The organism is Bacillus sp. HMSC036E02, from assembly GCF_001836235.1.
Lineage (GTDB): Bacteria > Bacillota > Bacilli > Bacillales > Bacillaceae_G > Bacillus_A > Bacillus_A cereus.
In genome coordinates, this window is record NZ_KV827881.1 from 11,404 (window position 1) to 29,022 (window position 17,619).

A 17,619-nucleotide genomic window follows, 5' to 3' on the forward strand; every position below is an offset into this window, starting at 1 on the left:
ACCTTGATGGTGGTGATGTCCATGATGGCCATGTTGACCTTGATGGTGGTGATGATGACCATGGTAGCCGTGAACTACTTGCGGATATCCACCTACTCCTCCTGCTACAACACCTACTCCCGGTACAGGAAATCCTGTCTGTACTCCTCCAACGAAAGATGGAAATGCAGTTGGTACGCCTACTGGTACTCCTCCCGCTGCTCCGCCAACAAATGTTGGGATTCCAGTTTGCACTCCGGCTACCGATGATGGAAATCCTCCTGTTAATGTTGGAATTCCAGTTTGTACACCCGCTACTGATGTAGAAAACCCTCCAGGTGTTCCGCCCATCCAGCTCGGAATTCCACCGTATCCTTGTTGTCCTCCTCCCATTAACATCATTTGTTCATAACTATCCGATCCACTCCCGAAGAAACCATGTGGTGCATTATTGTCCATCCCTTTCATTCCTTTCACCTCTTCTACTCAATTTAGCCTACCTTTTTTATCATATTTCCTATAGAAGAATAGGTGTTTGTCTGCACTAGAATTCCGCTTCTTTTTCTTCATTCATGATAAAATTAATTAACTGAATATTTTTTCTAGGAGGTATTTATATTGAAGAATGTAACAAAGGCTTCTATCAATGATTTAGATTCAATCGTCCATATAGATATTGACGTAATTGGAAACGATAGTAGACGAAATTATATTAAGCACACTATCCGTGAAGGCAGATGCATCATTGTAACAGAAGAAAATTCTATCTCTGGCTTTCTAACATACGATACAAATTTCTTTGGTTGTACTTTCCTCTCATTAATCATTGTTTCACCAACTAAAAGAAGGCAAGGCTATGCAAGCTCGTTAATCTCATATATGTTAAGTCATTCTCCTACTCAAAAAATATTTTCTTCAACGAACGAATCGAATGAAAGTATGCAGAAAGTATTTAACTCGAATGGTTTTATACGTAGCGGAATAGTTGAAAACTTAGATGAAGGTGACCCTGAGATTATTTTCTATACAAAAAAGCTCAGAACATAAACGCTCTGAGCTTTTTCAAATGATTTAGTTTGCAACAACGTTAACAAGTTTTCCAGGAACAACAATTACTTTACGAACTGTTTTCCCTTCAATTTGGTCTTGAATTGCTTCAAGTGCAAGTTGTTCCATTTCTTCTTTTGATGCGTCTTTACTCATTGTTAGTTTTGCGCGAACTTTACCCATAACTTGAACAACGATTTCAACTTCATCTTCTACAAGTTTAGACTCATCAAATGTTGGCCAGCTTGCATATGTGATTGTTTCATTGTATCCAAGTTTGCTCCATAGCTCTTCTCCGATATGAGGTGCAACTGGTGCAATCATTTTTACGAAACCTTCTACATATTCTCTTGGAAGTGTTTCAGCTTTGTATGCATCGTTGATGAATACCATCATTTGAGAAATCGCTGTGTTGAAGCGAAGCTCTGCATAGTCTTCTGTTACTTTCTTCACTGTTTGATGGTAAGCTTTTTCAAGCTCTTTATTTGGTGCGTCAGTAATTTTCTCACTTAATTCACCGTTATCTTGAACGAATAGACGCCATACGCGGTCTAGGAAACGACGAGCTCCGTCAAGACCATTTTCAGACCAAGCGATTGAAGCATCTAATGGTCCCATGAACATTTCGTATAGACGAAGTGTATCTGCACCGTGGCTTGCTACGATATCATCAGGGTTTACAACGTTACCTTTTGATTTACTCATTTTCTCGTTGTTTTCACCTAGAATCATACCTTGGTTGAATAATTGTTGGAACGGTTCTTTCGTTGGAACTACACCGATATCGTATAATACTTTATGCCAGAAACGAGCATATAGTAAGTGAAGTACAGCGTGCTCTGCACCACCGATATAAATATCAACTGGAAGCCATTGTTTTACTTTTTCAGGATCTACAAGTGCTTCGCTATTGTTTGGATCGATGTAACGTAGGTAATACCAACAGCTACCAGCCCATTGCGGCATTGTATTTGTTTCACGACGACCTTTTTTACCAGTCTCAGGATCAACAACATTTACCCACTCGTCAATGTTAGCAAGTGGTGATTCACCTGTACCTGAAGGACGGATGTTTTCTGTTTTCGGAAGAACTAATGGTAATTCCTCTTCTTTCACAGCTGTCATTGTACCATCTTCCCAGTGAATTACTGGAATTGGCTCACCCCAGTAACGTTGACGGCTGAATAACCAGTCACGTAGACGGTACGTTACTTTTTGATTTCCTGCGCTCGTTACTTCAAGCCATTCAATCATTTTTGCGATTGCTTCTTCTTTATTTAAACCATCAAGGAATGCTGAGTTTACGTGTGCACCATCACCTGTGTACACTTCTTTCGTAATATCTCCGCCTTTTACAACTTCCTTCATTGGAAGATTAAATACTGATGCGAATTCATAGTCACGCTCATCGTGAGCTGGAACTGCCATTACAGCACCTGTTCCGTAAGTTGCAAGAACATAGTCAGCAATCCAGATTGGTAATTTCTCACCGTTTACTGGGTTAACTGCGTAAGCACCAGTGAATACACCAGTTTTTTCTTTCGCAAGTTCTGTACGCTCTAGATCACTCTTCATTTTTACAGCGTTAATGTAAGCTTCTACCGCTTCTTTTTGTTCTGCTGTTGTAATTTCTGCAACAAGTGCATGTTCTGGAGCTAGTACACAGTATGTTGCACCAAATAATGTATCAGGGCGCGTTGTGAAAACTGTGAATTTCTCGTCTGTACCATCGATGTTGAAGTGTACTTCTGCACCTTCAGAACGACCGATCCAGTTACGTTGCATATCTTTTAAGCTTTCAGGCCAATCAAGCTCATCTAGATCTTCTAATAGACGATCTCCGTAAGCTGTAATTTTTAACATCCACTGTCTCATCGGACGACGCTCAACTGGATGTCCACCACGCTCACTCTTACCGTCAATGATTTCTTCGTTTGCAAGTACTGTACCAAGTGCTGGGCACCAGTTTACAGGTACTTCATCAACGTAAGCTAAGCCTTTTTCAAATAGTTTTAGGAAGATCCATTGCGTCCACTTATAGTAGTTTGGATCTGTTGTATTTACTTCACGGTCCCAATCGTAAGAGAAACCTAATGATTTAATTTGGTTACGGAACGTATTAATATTATGCTCTGTAAATTCAGCTGGGCTGTTTCCAGTATCAAGTGCATATTGCTCTGCTGGAAGACCAAATGCATCCCATCCCATTGGATGAAGAACGTTATATCCTTGCATACGCTTCATACGAGATAAAATATCTGTCGCTGTATAACCTTCTGGATGTCCTACGTGTAAGCCTGCACCTGATGGATATGGGAACATATCTAGTGCATAAAATTTTGGTTTTTCTGTCTCATCTGGCGTACGGAATGTTTTATTCTCTTCCCAGTACCCTTGCCACTTCTTCTCAATTTCTTGATGATTAAAGCTCATGAGATACCCTCCTTGAAATTCTATTTATTTTCACCGCCCAAAATACAAAAAACCTCTCATCCCTAAAAAGGGACGAGAGGTTATAGATTCCCGCGGTACCACCCTAAATTAATGTACAAATATACATTCGCTTAGATCCGTAACGTGGATTAACGGCAATTGCTACTATTAGTTTCACAACTGCAACTCAAAGGCGAGTTCATAACGAAACGTGGATTGACTTGCACCGACCGTCAACTCTCTAAACCAGCTTCTATTACTACTACTCCTTCTCACTGTTATTACACATATAAGTTACGTGAACTATCCTTCACCTAGTATCTCTTAAGAGCTTACTTAAAGCGAGGACTTCTCGGTTAATCGTTACTCTTAATAACTAACGAATTCATCTTAAGACAGCCGAGCTATCTCCCTTGTTCTAAAGGTTGTTTTATTTAAATATATTCTAAAACATGTTACATGTTCCGTCAAACTAAACTGCAATTTTTTCTTCAACTGTTTCTTCTACTTTTACTCGTTTATCATAAATGCTCGTTGCTATAAGCGCTACTACAAGCATTACCATGATTGCTATAAACAATACTTCCATATTGTATAAATCCACAATTGCTCCGCCAACGACCGGCCCGAACATTTTCCCTACAGTCGCCGCACTATTTACAACCCCTTGATAAAACCCTAATTTATCTTTTGGTGCAAGTATATTTGCAATCGTTGGAACCGCAGGCCATACAAATAACTCACCTATTGTTAATGTTACCATCGCAACGAGGAACATCGTAAATTGTTGCGCTTGACTTAACACAATGAATGAAGCTGCAAAAATGAAGATTCCAATCATAATTTGCTGTTTTAAAGAACGCTTCATCCAGCGAATTAGCATACTAACAAGTGGCTGTGCACAAACAATCATTGCTCCGTTTATCGTCCATAATAAACTATAGTGACGAAGGCTAATATTCAATTCTTGCATATGTGTTGCAATCGCTCCTTGCCACTGTACGTATGTAACCCAGCATAAAGCATATGCTACACACACGATAAGAAGTGCTTTAAATCCAGGTGTAAGTGACCAACCTTTTTTCATTTCCACTTCTTTTTGTACTCCTGGCTCCTTCTTGTCTTCCATACCACGAAATCCAATAAAAGCAATTAAGAAGAAAACAAAGTATAAAATAAAGTTCGCTAAGAAAATATAATCAAAACGATACGATGCAACTAATCCACCACATGCTGTTCCAATCGCAATACCAACATTTTGTCCAACGTACATCGCATTAAATGCCCGTCTTCCGCCTTCTGGCCAAACCGTACCAACCATCGCATACATCGATGGGAAGACCATTCCAGAACCGAAGCCGATTAACGCTAGCCATACAACATATAACGGCCAACCGTGGAAGAACACAAGACCTAAAATTGATACAAGTGTAATCACAATCCCTACTAAAGTTGATTTATAACCGCCCCATTTATCAAATAAAACACCGCCGAGCAAGTTTCCTATTACACCAGTAAGCGAATTGATCATTAATACCATTCCGGCCACAGATAAAGATTTTCCTAGGTGATCATGCAAATAAATTGTATTAAAAGGCCATAAAAAAGAAGCACCCGTGACATTAATAATCATCCCAGCTACTAATAGCCATACTTTCCTTGGCATAGCTTCCCCTCCTATTCTATTTTTTTCGTTCATATATATAACAGTAAAATTGTAGTCGTTTTTAAATAGGAAGGCAACTGATTAATAGTTGATGAAATTCAGATAATAGTTCGTCGGTAAATGAATTTATATTGGTTGCTTCTTGGATTATATCAGCGATTATCAGAATATATCGGCGCAACTACAAATATATCAGCGATTATTAAAATATATCGACTTACCGACAAAAAACGACAACAGTAACAATATATAAAAGGGTAGACTGCATGAAATTTTCATGCAATCTACCCTTATTTGTACTATCCAACTTCCTTTTCTCGCTTCACACGTTCTTTAGCACTCCATTTAAACACCTTATCTAGTAGCGAGTATATTCTCCCAGATTCTTTCGTTAACAAAGGTCCTAACGATGCTAATATTAAAACATACAAAGCTGAGAACGGTTTAATCGCTGCCATTAAGCCACCCGCAATTCCAATATTCGCGACGATAATAGAAAATTCTCCGCGTGATACAAGTGTTAAACCGATATTCGTAGAAGCCTTATGCGATAACCCAGCTTTACGCCCCGCAACCATTCCAGCAGTAAAATTACCGATAAGAGTAATGAAAACTGCTCCTAATGCCAACCACACTGCTCCGCCAAGTGAAAATGGGTCTATACTTAAACCGAAGCTGAAAAAGAATATAGCTCCAAAGAAATCACGAAACGGAACGACAAGCTGTTCAATTCGATCACTATGCTCTGTTTCAGAAAAAACGAGTCCTAGTAATAATGCTCCAATTGCCTCTGCAACATGAATCGTTTCTGAAAATCCTGCTACAAAGAACAAAATAGCGAATATTACAATAATAAAAATTTCATTGGACGAAATATCTAACATTTTATTTAAAAACCGTGTAGCTTTTCTAGCAACTACAAAGAATAGTAGCATATAACCTACTGCGATTAAAATAGATGTAAGAGCACCTACAAATGATGTTGCCCCTCCAAGTACTAATCCTGAAACGACTGATAAATATACCGCTAAAAAGATATCATCAAACATAATGATTCCTAAAATTAGCTCCGTCTCTTTATTACCAGATCTTCTTAAATCAACAATTACTTTCGCAACAATTGCACTCGATGAAATTGTTATGATCCCAGCAATAATTAATGTTTCTAATAAGGGGAAACCCATTATATATCCGTAAAGTAAACCTAATATAAAATTAAGCGATATATGAACAGTTCCCCCAAAAGCAATTGATTTTCCTGATTTAATTAATTTTTTAATTGAGAATTCTAAACCTAAGTAAAATAGGAGGAATATGACGCCAACACGGCCGAGGAAGGAAATAACTTCTCCACTTTCAATAAATCTTAAATCGATAAGCCCTAAATCTGGGGCATGAGGCCCCACTAGCATACCGAGTATAATAAGAAACGGAATAATCGAGAACTTTAACTTTGCAGCGAGAATAGCTGCAAAAGCGACTAATACTAACGCAGTTCCAACTTCAAAGATTAAAGTATCCATCGATTATGAATCCCCTCCTACTGAAAGCAACTCATTAATAATTCTTTTCACTTCATGTCTTTCACCTGATAATACGAGCATATCGCCAGCTTCAATGATAGAATCTGGGCCTGGATTAAAGAACTTCTTCATATTCTTTTTCAAAATGGCAATAATCGTTACGTTATATGTGTTTCGAACATGTAAACTACCAATTGTTTTTTGTACAACTGGTGCATTATTTTCCACCTTAAACCACTCAATTGATAATCCCTCAAAAGCCATTTCAATCGTATCTAAAGCTTGTGGCCTATATACCATTCCGCCCAATATAGCTGCAATTTGTCTCGCTTCAGAATCACGAAGAGAGACGCTTGAAATACTCTCTTCATGATCAGCATCAAAATGGTACATTTCTCTTCGGCCATCATCATGAATAACGATAACCATCTTTTCATTACCTTTTGTAATCACTTCAAACTTACATCCAATACCCGGCAGTTCACTCTCTCTAATATTCATATTTTCCGCCTCCTAATTTTTTAGTTACGGCTTTTATAAATCGACATCAATCTCCGTTTTAAAGCTCTCATCCTTTGAGATACCTAAATACTTTAGTGTCTCTGATGGAGTCGCGTGATGAAAATGTTTTTGCAATAGTGCAATCGCTATCCCTCTTTTGTACGCATGAAATCCGAACGTTTTTCGCATTGAATTCGTTCCGATTTTACCAACAACTCCAACTGCTTCTGCAGCATTATGAATTACACGATACGCTTGTTGGCGCGTAATTGAATTTGGCGTTTTATTAGATTGGAATACGTAATTTTCTCTTTTAACGCCAATAGATTGTACGTAATCTAAAAGCGCTTCTTTTACTTTTGTATTTAAATAAATATCTTGTTTAAATTTTTCATCTTTCACAGGAAGAGCATAAAACTCTTTAACAGTCCCGTCTTCATTTAATACATCTTCAAATTTCATGCTAAGTAGTTCTGTAATTTTTAATCCTGTGTTAATTCCAATAACAAATAAAAGATAATCTCGCTGGGAGTGCTCTTTTAAATATTTTTTCATAGCCTCAATTTGGCTTATATCTTTTAATGCCTCTACAACTTCCATACATGTATTCTCCTCATCTTATGAACGGTAATTTTCTCATTATGTTGTCCATTTTACCTTATCATGCTATGAGATTTCCATGTGTTATCCATTATTTTCACAATATACTCAGGTGGTTCTGAAAACTTTCAATGTGGAAACTTACGATTGTATAAATACGTTGCGGTAAAAAAATGTGGGGATAAAAGTTCAGCTTCTTTCTACAGATTGGATTCCTCCTTTCCTTATACAGCTACTTCTACTTTTATATTACGTTACTTACTTACATTATATTATACATTTCAGTAACATTAAAGTGTTTTTTTCTGAAAATAATAAAAACCGAGCGTTTTTGCTCGGTTTTTATTATTAATCTTCTTTCGGAAGAACAATTCCTTTATACAATTGAACGGTAATGAAGTAATAAATCGCATAAATAACTACGAAAATTACAATTGGTACCCAAATACGGAAGTACGGATCGATTAAAATAAATCCGAAAATATTCATACCAACTAATACGTGAGCGATACCCACAATTGCTGGGAATAAGAATACTAAGAATAACTCTTTATAAATCGATTTCGTTAGTAACTCACGGCGCACACCGATTTTACGAAGCATTTGATAACGCGTAATATCTTTTGATGCACCAGAAAGAATTTTAAACATAAGGCAGCTTGCCATCATTGCTAAGAACGCAATTCCAAGGAAGAATCCCATAAATACTGTTCCACTCGCAATGCCATAGAACCCACTATAAGCTTGATATTTACTATCCATTTGTTCAGCTTTTACATTTTTATATTTATCTAGCTGCAACTCGTCAAGTTTTTTCCATTCTTTTTTATATGTTAAAAAATCATCTGTTTTTCCGATAAATGCTATACCTTCTTTACCATTTATCCCATCGTACATTTTTTGATCTACAATTTTAATTGCATGATCATTGTATAAATAATATGGATGGATTGTACTAAAAGCATCTGTCCATTCCGCTGAAAGTTCTTTAGTATTCGCATCTTTTTGATTCATCTCTCTAGAAACTGCACCTACCGGTAGTTCCTCTGAAACTTTTTTCGTATTTACTAAATCCTTCATAGACTTCATCTTTGCCATATCTTTTACGAAAGGACGATTTTTCTCTAAATCTTCTTTTACATAGTAAACGTATTTATCATCAACTTTATAACGATATTCGCTTTTCTCTTTAAATGTAATACCATCTAAAATTTTCTTTTCTTCAGCTGTTGGATTATGAACTACTGAATCATATATTACTAAACCATCTACCATTTTTATAACGTTATTTTTAAATGCCATACCACCTGAAATTGCACCAGCTCCAAGTGCAACTAACATTGCCACTGTTGCAAGTACTTTCGTTAAACTATTAATTCGGAAGTTTAATTGTGCAAATGTAAAAGCATTAAGTCCTTTTTCACTACGCTTTTTATTACTTTTTAACTTTTTAATAATGACTGGAAGAAGTGAGCCAAATAGCATGTAAGTACCAGCTGTCGTTGTAATTAATGCAATAAGGATTCCCATCTCTTTTAGTTTTTCCATATAGATCATAGATGCATAACCTATACCTAATAAAATAACAGCAAGGAATGCCACTACAACTGTCTTTTTACCTTTTACTGCAACACGCTCTGTTTGTGCATCTGCATGTACTAGTTGCAATACAGAAATACGTGACAATTTAATACTGTTCATAATTGCTGATAATACAAATAGTGCAAAGAAGAAGATGCAAGTAACAGTCATAGATGGTAGATAAAATGCTTTATACCCTTCACCAGCAAATTCAAGCTGTTTCATTAATAACTGTCCAATACCTTCTGCAAGTCCTACTCCAACTGCAATCCCGATTGCAAGAGACGCAGCACCTAATACGATTGTTTCAATAAACATAAGTAATGTAACTTTATGTTTTTTCGCACCTAACATCATATACATACCGAACTCTTTTTGACGAAGAGATAATAAGAAAGAGTTTGCATATAAAATGTAGAAGAACGTTATAATTGCTAATAAAAATGAACCTGCTTGGAATACGAATCCAATAGATTTAATCACTGAATTAGATTCTAAAAATGCTTTATTCAGTGCTAACGTTTGGAACATGTAAAAAATTGAAATCGACATGACAAGACCAACAAGTAAGACGATATAATCTTTCAGCTTACTTTTCAGCCCCGACATGGAAAGTTTAAATAACATACTGGAACCTCCTTTCTTACGCCTTTTGTGTACCTAAATCTGCAAGTACATCTAAAATTTCTTTGTAGAACTCTTCACGCGTACCACCGCGATGAATTTCTTTATATAGCTCACCATCTTGAATGAATAAAATACGCTGACAGTAACTTGCACTATATGGATCATGCGTAACCATCATAATCGATACGCCTTGATCTTTATTTAAGTTTGTCATCGCATCAAGTAAACTCGTTGCATTTTTAGAATCAAGCGCTCCTGTTGGCTCGTCCCCTAAAATAATTGCCGGCTCATGCACAAGTGCACGCGCTGCTGCTGAACGTTGTTTCTGTCCACCAGATACTTCAGATGGATACTTTTGAAGAATTTCTGTAATCCCTAACATATCCGCTACTTTTTCTACTTTCGGTCCAATATTACGTGATGCGACACCTTGAAGAGATAATGGAAGTGCGATGTTTTCATAAATAGATAAGTTCTCTAATAGGTTAAAGTCTTGGAAAATGAATCCTAATTTTTGTGAACGGAAATCAGAAAGTTCACCTTGCTTCATTTTCGTAATATCCGTACCCGCAATTTCAACAACGCCGCCCGTTGCTTTATCAAGTGTTGAAATTACGTTTAATAATGTCGTTTTACCAGAACCAGATGGTCCCATAATCCCTACAAACTCACCCTCTTGAATTGAGAATGAAACACCTTTTAATGCATGTGATTGGTTCTCACCTTTTTTACCGTACACTTTTTGAACGTTTTTCACGTCTACAACTGGTTTCGTCATATATATCCTCCTACGCTTGTTTTTCCATTACCTATTTTGCGCTTTTTAGAGGCGAACTGCTATTTGTTAACATTACATTTACCTTACACTTTTGTAATATAAAAAAGGTGTGCTTGTAAGTTTGGCTTTTCATACTAGTTCGCATTTCGACATAGTGAATCGGTAAATGAAATTATATCAGCGATTGTTAAAATATATCAGCGGTTCTTACACTTTTATCAGCGATTTTTCAAATATATCGGCGATTCTTACACTTTTATCAGCGATTACCAAAATATATCGACTTATCGACAAAAGATGACAATAAAAATAGGCTGTTCCGCGAAAGGAACAGCCCACTGATTAAAGTTTCACTTTATTTCTTTAAAGGTGTTACCGTCCAGTACGTAATAACACGCCAAATCCATTCTAATGGACCCATTTTAAAGATTTTCATCCAAATTACACTAAACACAATTTGAATTGCATAAATTGCGATACATACATATAACGTCTGCATGTATGTTAAATTTCCTGCAAAGTTAAATACACTACCAGCAATTAAAATCATTGCCGTTTGTCCGATATAATTTGTTAAAGCCATACGACCGTAGTATTTCAATGGTGCTAATAATGTTTGAACTGGTTTTAACTGAAGTAATAAAATTAATGCTCCTACATAGAAAGCTGAAATAATTGGTCCAACAGTAATACCAATTTTTAGAAACTGGCTTACAACATCCATTGTTCCCTCTTCAGTTTCCATTATCCCATTTATAAATGGTTCAGCAGGAGCGTGCCCATATTGATACCATACTGCTATGACACTTAAAACAAACATAATACCTGTAAAAATAGCGACTTTCTTTATATTTTGCGTGAGATTTTCAAATACACGATATTGTCCTGCAGCAAGTCCTAATAAAATTAAGCCAAGTGGTAATAGTTCTTTAACTCCCATTACACTGAAGGCAATTGTCAAAATAAGTCCTAGTGCTAGGTTCACTTCTTTTTTCGCTTTATAAAACGGCAAAACGATTAACCCACAAATTGCGTATAACGCTAGTGCTTCTCCAGGCTGAAACATTTGATGAATTAAACCAAAAATAAATAATGCTACTAAGCGACGTAAAAATAAAACATAGCCATTCTTCCCTTTCGCAATCGCTCTTGAAATAAAGATATAGAATCCCACTCCAAATAAGAATGAGAAGATTGAGAAGAAACGACCTTCTACAAATAAGTATAAAAACCTTTGATAGCTAGCATCTACTGTATTAGGATATGGAGTTTTAATATTAAGTAGCGCTAGAATATTTACTAAAATAATCCCCAGTAATGCGAAGCCACGAATGTAATCTAACTCATCAATTCGCTTGTTTGTAATATTGTTCCCCATAAAGCAACTCCTTGTCCAAAATTTAATCCTCCCTTACTCTACTGGAAAAGGACAATTACAACTATCGGCAAACCTTACAGAAATCTTACACTATTGTCATATAGCAAAATAAAACCAGGTCATATTTCGACCTGGTTTACTCTGATTGTTTTGATTTTTGAGGTTGTCCTTTTTTACTATTACGCTGTTTTACTTGAACAATGGGATCAAGTTCATTCGAAAACTCAGCGTTATGTCCATTTTGTGTTTTTTGCTCTGGGTTATTTTGATCTGAACGTTTCGCCATTACATTCACTCCTTATTAGTGCGGTGTAATAATCATTTGATGTTGCAATTGGCGAATTGCCATACGTGCTCTATTTAATTGCTCACGTTGCTCATCATTCGCATGTTGTTGCATCGTTTGTAAATCGTTATACGCTTGTTCTAATTGTAACTGTGCATCTGAATACTCCATCGTATTGTAATGCTCTTGTCTCATGCCTTGTTCTAATTGTTCTTTTGCATATTCCACCGCTTGTTCCGCTTGTGTAATATACGATTCAAGTGATTGACGCTCTGCCATAATTGTCCCTCCTTGCTTCAATTCCCCTTTAGTGTGTCCCTTCCATCTCTACCTTATGAGTATGTTATAATGGATTTTGTTTCATTTTGACTCGGCTTAGGAGGGAAAATAATGAAGGTTCAAAACCCTTTTCCATATACAAACGACAATAAACGTTATCATACATGGAATTACCATTTACGAAATGAATTTGGTGAAAAAATCTTTAAAGTTTCATTAGATGCTGGCTTCGATTGTCCGAACCGTGATGGTACAGTTGCTTACGGTGGTTGTACATTTTGCAGCGCTGCCGGATCTGGCGACTTCGCTGGTGATCGCCGCGATGATGTTATAACACAATATCATGAAATGAAAGAAAAAATGCGCTCAAAGTGGAAAGATGGAAAATGTATCGCTTATTTCCAAGCGTACACAAATACACACTCACCACTTGAAGTGTTAAAAGAAAAATTCGAACCGCTTCTAGCAGAAAAAGATGTTTTCGGTCTTTCTATCGCAACTCGTCCAGATTGTTTACCAGACGATGTCGTTGAATATTTAGCGGACTTAAATAAACGTACGTATCTTTGGGTTGAACTTGGACTACAAACCGTTCATGAACGCACTGCAAACCTTATTAATCGCGCTCACGATTATCCGTCTTACGTGGAAGGCGTAAATAAATTACGTAAGCACGGCATTAGAGTTTGCTCTCATATTATTAACGGTCTTCCACTTGAAGATTACGACATGATGATGGAAACAGCTCGTGAAGTAGCGAAACTTGATGTACAAGGAATTAAAATCCACTTACTTCACTTATTAAAAGGAACGCCAATGGTGAAGCAATATGAAAAAGGACAACTCGAATTCCTTTCTCTTGAGGATTACGTAAGTCTTGTTGTTGACCAACTTGAAATTATTCCAGAAGACGTAATTGTGCACCGTATCACAGGTGACGGCCCACCTGATTTAATGATTGGTCCAATGTGGAGCTTAAATAAATGGGAAGTATTAAATTCCATCGATGCAGAATTTGTACGCCGCGGAAGCTGGCAAGGAAAATATGCAAATGAGGAGAAACAACAATGAAATTAGAACGTGTATTACCGTTTGCTCGCACACTGCTGCAAACGGCTGTTAAAGAAGGCGACTACGCTGTAGATGCAACACTTGGAAATGGTCATGACACTTGCTTCCTAGCTGAAATTGTTGGGGATAGCGGAAAAGTATTTGGATTTGATATTCAAAAAGAAGCGATTGAAAGCTCAACAACTCGTCTAAAAGAAAAAGAACTTTTTGAACGTACTGTTTTAGTTCACGATAGTCACGATACACTTCTATCCGTACTACCAGAAGACGCAAAAGGAAAAGTAACAGGCGCTATCTTCAACTTAGGTTACCTTCCTGGCGGTGACAAGCATATCGTTACAAAACCAAACTCAACAATTTCGGCAATTGAACAATTACTAGAAGTAATGGCACCTGAAGGTATCATCGTCCTCGTCATTTACCACGGACACCCAGAAGGACAAGTAGAACGCGACGCTGTTCTCAAATTTGCAGAAGAACTAGACCAAAAACAAGCTCACGTACTGCGATATGGCTTCATTAACCAGCAAAATAATCCGCCATTTATTGTGGCGATTGAGAAACGATAAAGTGAAACTTTAATCAGTGGGGGGAATCCCCACTGATTATTAGTTGAACCGATCGGGCATTTATGGGCAGTTTATCTCCCACCTAACATCTTTGCTCCAGGCGAATTTTAAGGTGGGAGTTTTACTGCCCGTTAATGCGGGGTAATATATCAACGATTTTTCAATTATATCTATCGTAACTCGGGATATATAAACGATTTTTTCGATATATCTATCATAACTTACAATATATCAACGATTTCTCGGATATATCGACGATTCGACAAAACATAACAAAAAAAGACGTGCACTCATTGCACGTCTTTTTGTTATTCTCCTATATAATGGATATATACACTATTTAAAGAAAGAAGGATAGAACTTTGCTAGTAGAACTAAGGGGAATTCAAAAGAAGTATAGCAAATCACTTATACTAGACAACATTGATTTATCCATTCCAGAAGGAGAAGCGCTCGCTATTATCGGCGGGAACGGGACTGGAAAAAGTACTCTGCTCAAAATAATTGCAGGATTTATTTCACCTACGGCAGGGACACTCAAAAGAAAAGAACATATACAAATTGGTTATGTACCTGAACATTTTCCTGAAGGAATTCGTTTTACATTAGCGGATTATTTATTTCATCTCGGCTGCATTCACGGCTTATCAACAACATATTTAAGAAATAAAATTCCGATGCTCCTTGAGACTTTTCACTTACATCATGCAAGACATTCCGTTGTACGAAACTTTTCAAAAGGTATGAAACAAAAAACAGGTATTATGCAAGCATTACTTACGGACGTCCATTTATTAATTTTAGATGAACCGCTTTCTGGGCTCGATCCTAACTCTCAGCAAGAATTAGAACATATTTTACTCTCATTAAAACAACAAGGTATATCTATACTCTTCACATGTCACGAAAAACAACTATTAGAAAACTTCGCCGATAGAATTGTGACGTTAGCAAATCATACAATTGCAGAAAATACCTCTGCACAAAAAGTAGCGGAACAGGTCTATATTGAGGCAATCGTTCACGACACATTTTCAGCAATAGAACTACAAAAGCAATCCGGTTTTATACACGTTGCACACAATGCAAATCAAAATCTTATTCAATTACAAATCGAAAAAGAATATACAAACGAAATACTTCAGTTTTTATTACATAAAAAAGCATCTATCACACTGCTACAACCTAACTTTTAAATCGAAAGAAGGTTTATTATGTTTGCGCTTATTCGTTACCATTTTCTCGACTATACAAAATCGTATAAGTATGTCCCTCCTATTGCGATGTACTTTGTGAGCTTACTTTTTGTATATACATATAAACCGACTCCTATTGTACCGACATATTTAGAAACAGCTCTCGCGCTTTATTTATTATCTGCCTGGATTACGGTCACAATTTTTCATACTGAAGACCCTGTACAAGAACAAATTACTATTTCTCACACAAATAATATTTCCGCATTATATGTTGGTAAATATATTACAGCTCTTCTCATTTGTACTGTATTATCTTTTATATCCGTAATCTATCCAATTATTTTGCAAATGTTTAATGAAAAAATGACAGTTTCTTTATTTCTAGTCGGATTTCTCTCTCATATGTCTTTCTCTATACTAGGAATTTCAATCGCAACATTATTTACTAGAAATATGATTCAAAAAACAGGCACTGCTTGGCTTAGCCTTACCTTTATATTGCTTATAACGATCGCATCTATCCGGTTTAAAAAAGAGTTATTATGGTTTTTACCACCTGTCGAAAGCTTTCTAATGCTTGGCCAATACAAATATAATATACTGACTCACACACTATGGCTCACAGCTTGGGCTATCGTATATTCATTTTTATTATTTACCTTATTTCTTTTTATCGTTCGCAAAAAACGTTTTTAATTACATATTAAAGGAGACGACACAATGATCGGAATACTAGCAGGAATGGGTCCAAAATCAACTGGACCATTCGTCGATACAGTTGTAGCAGGGTGTCAAACAATATACGGAGCAAAGCATGATATGGACTTTCCTCATATGATGATTTATTCATGCCCAACACCGTTTTACATGGATCGCCCTATTGATCACGAAGCGATGAAAAAAGCGATTATTGAAGGAGCACAAAAACTTGAAAGTACTGGCGCAAGCTTTATCGCTATGCCGTGCAATACGGCGCATCTTTATTTTGAAGAATTACAGCGTTCTCTTTCTATCCCGATTTTAAATATAGTCGATGAAACGTTACAAGCAATTCCTGAAAATATAAAAAGAGTCGCTCTTCTCGCAACAGAAGCAACTGTTCAATCTAGGATTTACCAAGATGGGATTACAAAGCGTAATATAGAATACATTCATCATGAAAAATGGCAGGAAAGCATTAATCAAATTATTACTTGCATTAAATCTGGAGAGATTGAAGAAGCTCGCGAATTGTGGAATGCGCTCGTTTTACAATTGAGAGAGGAAGTTGATACGGTAATTATCGCATGTACTGATTTGAATGTTGTGGCTAGTGAGGATTTTGTTGCTTCTTCTCAATGTCTTGCGAAAGCGGTTGTTAGGATGTATGTAGAAAATATAAGGGGGTCCAAATGAATATATCTTGCTGGCTATTGTTTTCAGAAAGATTATGTTGCTGCAGTAAGTTCATTAATTCACCTTTAGTTGTAAATCTCTCTTTATAACATCCTTTGTATACACCGTTTTCAAAAGTAAATTGCGCTTCCAATTCAAAGAAAGGCGTTGGTTTAAAGTTTTTAATTTCCTGCTGTCGCTTGTTTATCAAACATAACGCAGGTGTTTATACTCGTATAAACACCTTGAATGCCTTTCTTACGTCAGTGTATATAACTTACTAACATTCATTCCAATAATCCAATCGCTAATTTGATGTACTTGCACTTCAGCGAACATGCGCTCATAATCTGAACCAGGCTTTAAATTCTGAAAACCTTTTTTAATATCCTCTACTTCTAAACTATTGATCCACAAGCGGTTCTGTTTTTATTTGTACATCCTGCTTGTTGAATGAGTAACCTCGCAATTGCTTCACCCTCTCAAATTTAGTAAACTCCAACATAGCACCATGTTGGAGTTTTACTGCTACCTATTCATGGAACGCAACTTCCTAAGAACAACATACTATAGCATCATCAAATGCATCTTCTGGAACATACACCTTATTGCCCTCTACTTTATATGGAATATTGTTTCTTTCAAATCTTTCTGTGTCAACAGTTTCTACAGTGTCGCCCCATTTCACATATTTTCCTTTGTATTCTTTTTGACAAGCAGACAATATG

General features: G+C 36.6%; 16 protein-coding genes, 2 pseudogenes and 1 other annotated feature. Of the genes and pseudogenes, 6 read left to right on the forward strand and 12 right to left on the reverse strand.

Going from position 1 to position 17,619, the window contains the following annotated elements:
- Positions 1 to 447, reverse strand: a pseudogene (locus tag HMPREF2590_RS27030) (hypothetical protein); the annotation flags it as partial.
- A 150-nt stretch (positions 448 to 597) separates the two neighbouring features.
- Between HMPREF2590_RS27030 and HMPREF2590_RS27035 the strand changes: the two are divergent.
- Entirely contained in the window at positions 598 to 1,026 is a 429-nt protein-coding gene (locus HMPREF2590_RS27035; protein WP_000800325.1) for a GNAT family N-acetyltransferase, read from the forward strand.
- Between the two features lie 24 nt (positions 1,027 to 1,050).
- Here HMPREF2590_RS27035 and leuS read toward each other — a convergent pair whose 3' ends face one another.
- The 10 genes from leuS to HMPREF2590_RS27085 form a co-directional block, all read right to left on the reverse strand.
- Complete coding sequence (leuS, locus tag HMPREF2590_RS27040; RefSeq protein ID WP_000009466.1) at positions 1,051 to 3,459, reverse strand: leucine--tRNA ligase; 2,409 nt, start codon at positions 3,457 to 3,459, stop codon at positions 1,051 to 1,053.
- 65 nt (positions 3,460 to 3,524) lie between these two features.
- Positions 3,525 to 3,744, reverse strand: a binding site (T-box leader).
- 187 nt (positions 3,745 to 3,931) lie between these two features.
- On the reverse strand, positions 3,932 to 5,125 hold the full coding sequence (locus HMPREF2590_RS27045) for an MDR family MFS transporter (RefSeq protein WP_001137554.1): 1,194 nt from the start codon (positions 5,123 to 5,125) through the stop codon (positions 3,932 to 3,934).
- 299 nt (positions 5,126 to 5,424) lie between these two features.
- Positions 5,425 to 6,648, reverse strand: coding sequence for a cation:proton antiporter (locus HMPREF2590_RS27050; protein ID WP_000380174.1), 1,224 nt, complete (start codon positions 6,646 to 6,648; stop codon positions 5,425 to 5,427).
- A gap of 3 nt (positions 6,649 to 6,651) precedes the next feature.
- Positions 6,652 to 7,149 (reverse strand): cation:proton antiporter regulatory subunit, encoded by a 498-nt coding sequence (locus HMPREF2590_RS27055; RefSeq protein WP_001026053.1) that lies wholly within the window; start codon positions 7,147 to 7,149, stop codon positions 6,652 to 6,654.
- A 33-nt stretch (positions 7,150 to 7,182) separates the two neighbouring features.
- Complete coding sequence (locus HMPREF2590_RS27060) at positions 7,183 to 7,749, reverse strand: tyrosine-type recombinase/integrase (protein ID WP_000454205.1); 567 nt, start codon at positions 7,747 to 7,749, stop codon at positions 7,183 to 7,185.
- 348 nt (positions 7,750 to 8,097) lie between these two features.
- Positions 8,098 to 9,957 (reverse strand): FtsX-like permease family protein, encoded by a 1,860-nt coding sequence (locus HMPREF2590_RS27065; protein ID WP_050822136.1) that lies wholly within the window; start codon positions 9,955 to 9,957, stop codon positions 8,098 to 8,100.
- Positions 9,958 to 9,973: 16 nt separating this feature from the next.
- Positions 9,974 to 10,735, reverse strand: coding sequence for an ABC transporter ATP-binding protein (locus HMPREF2590_RS27070; RefSeq protein ID WP_000165837.1), 762 nt, complete (start codon positions 10,733 to 10,735; stop codon positions 9,974 to 9,976).
- Between the two features lie 355 nt (positions 10,736 to 11,090).
- Entirely contained in the window at positions 11,091 to 12,113 is a 1,023-nt protein-coding gene (locus tag HMPREF2590_RS27075; RefSeq protein WP_044584922.1) for a DUF418 domain-containing protein, read from the reverse strand.
- Positions 12,114 to 12,249: 136 nt separating this feature from the next.
- Positions 12,250 to 12,399, reverse strand: coding sequence for a hypothetical protein (locus tag HMPREF2590_RS27080; protein WP_001129340.1), 150 nt, complete (start codon positions 12,397 to 12,399; stop codon positions 12,250 to 12,252).
- 15 nt (positions 12,400 to 12,414) lie between these two features.
- The gene (locus HMPREF2590_RS27085; RefSeq protein WP_000840871.1) at positions 12,415 to 12,678 is read right to left on the reverse strand and encodes a YtzC family protein; all 264 of its coding nucleotides are present in this window, start codon (positions 12,676 to 12,678) and stop codon (positions 12,415 to 12,417) included.
- A 111-nt stretch (positions 12,679 to 12,789) separates the two neighbouring features.
- Between HMPREF2590_RS27085 and mnmL the strand changes: the two genes are divergently transcribed.
- From mnmL to HMPREF2590_RS27110, 5 genes are all read left to right on the forward strand, one after another.
- Positions 12,790 to 13,749, forward strand: coding sequence for a tRNA modification radical SAM protein MnmL/YtqA (gene mnmL / locus HMPREF2590_RS27090; RefSeq protein WP_050822137.1), 960 nt, complete (start codon positions 12,790 to 12,792; stop codon positions 13,747 to 13,749).
- Positions 13,746 to 14,318 (forward strand): tRNA 5-(aminomethyl)-2-thiouridylate-methyltransferase MnmM, encoded by a 573-nt coding sequence (mnmM, locus tag HMPREF2590_RS27095; RefSeq protein WP_000764497.1) that lies wholly within the window; start codon positions 13,746 to 13,748, stop codon positions 14,316 to 14,318. The genes mnmL and mnmM overlap by 4 nt, the downstream gene beginning before the upstream one ends.
- Positions 14,319 to 14,680: 362 nt before the next feature.
- Entirely contained in the window at positions 14,681 to 15,514 is an 834-nt protein-coding gene (locus HMPREF2590_RS27100; RefSeq protein WP_000959746.1) for an ABC transporter ATP-binding protein, read from the forward strand.
- An 18-nt stretch (positions 15,515 to 15,532) separates the two neighbouring features.
- Positions 15,533 to 16,213, forward strand: coding sequence for a hypothetical protein (locus HMPREF2590_RS27105; RefSeq protein ID WP_000457775.1), 681 nt, complete (start codon positions 15,533 to 15,535; stop codon positions 16,211 to 16,213).
- Positions 16,214 to 16,237: 24 nt separating this feature from the next.
- Positions 16,238 to 16,912 (forward strand): aspartate/glutamate racemase family protein, encoded by a 675-nt coding sequence (locus HMPREF2590_RS27110; protein ID WP_000579323.1) that lies wholly within the window; start codon positions 16,238 to 16,240, stop codon positions 16,910 to 16,912.
- A gap of 7 nt (positions 16,913 to 16,919) precedes the next feature.
- Here the strand turns inward: HMPREF2590_RS27110 and HMPREF2590_RS29720 are convergent.
- Positions 16,920 to 17,361 (reverse strand): annotated as a pseudogene (locus HMPREF2590_RS29720) (DNA topoisomerase); the annotation flags it as partial.
- Positions 17,362 to 17,619: the final 258 nt, after the last annotated feature.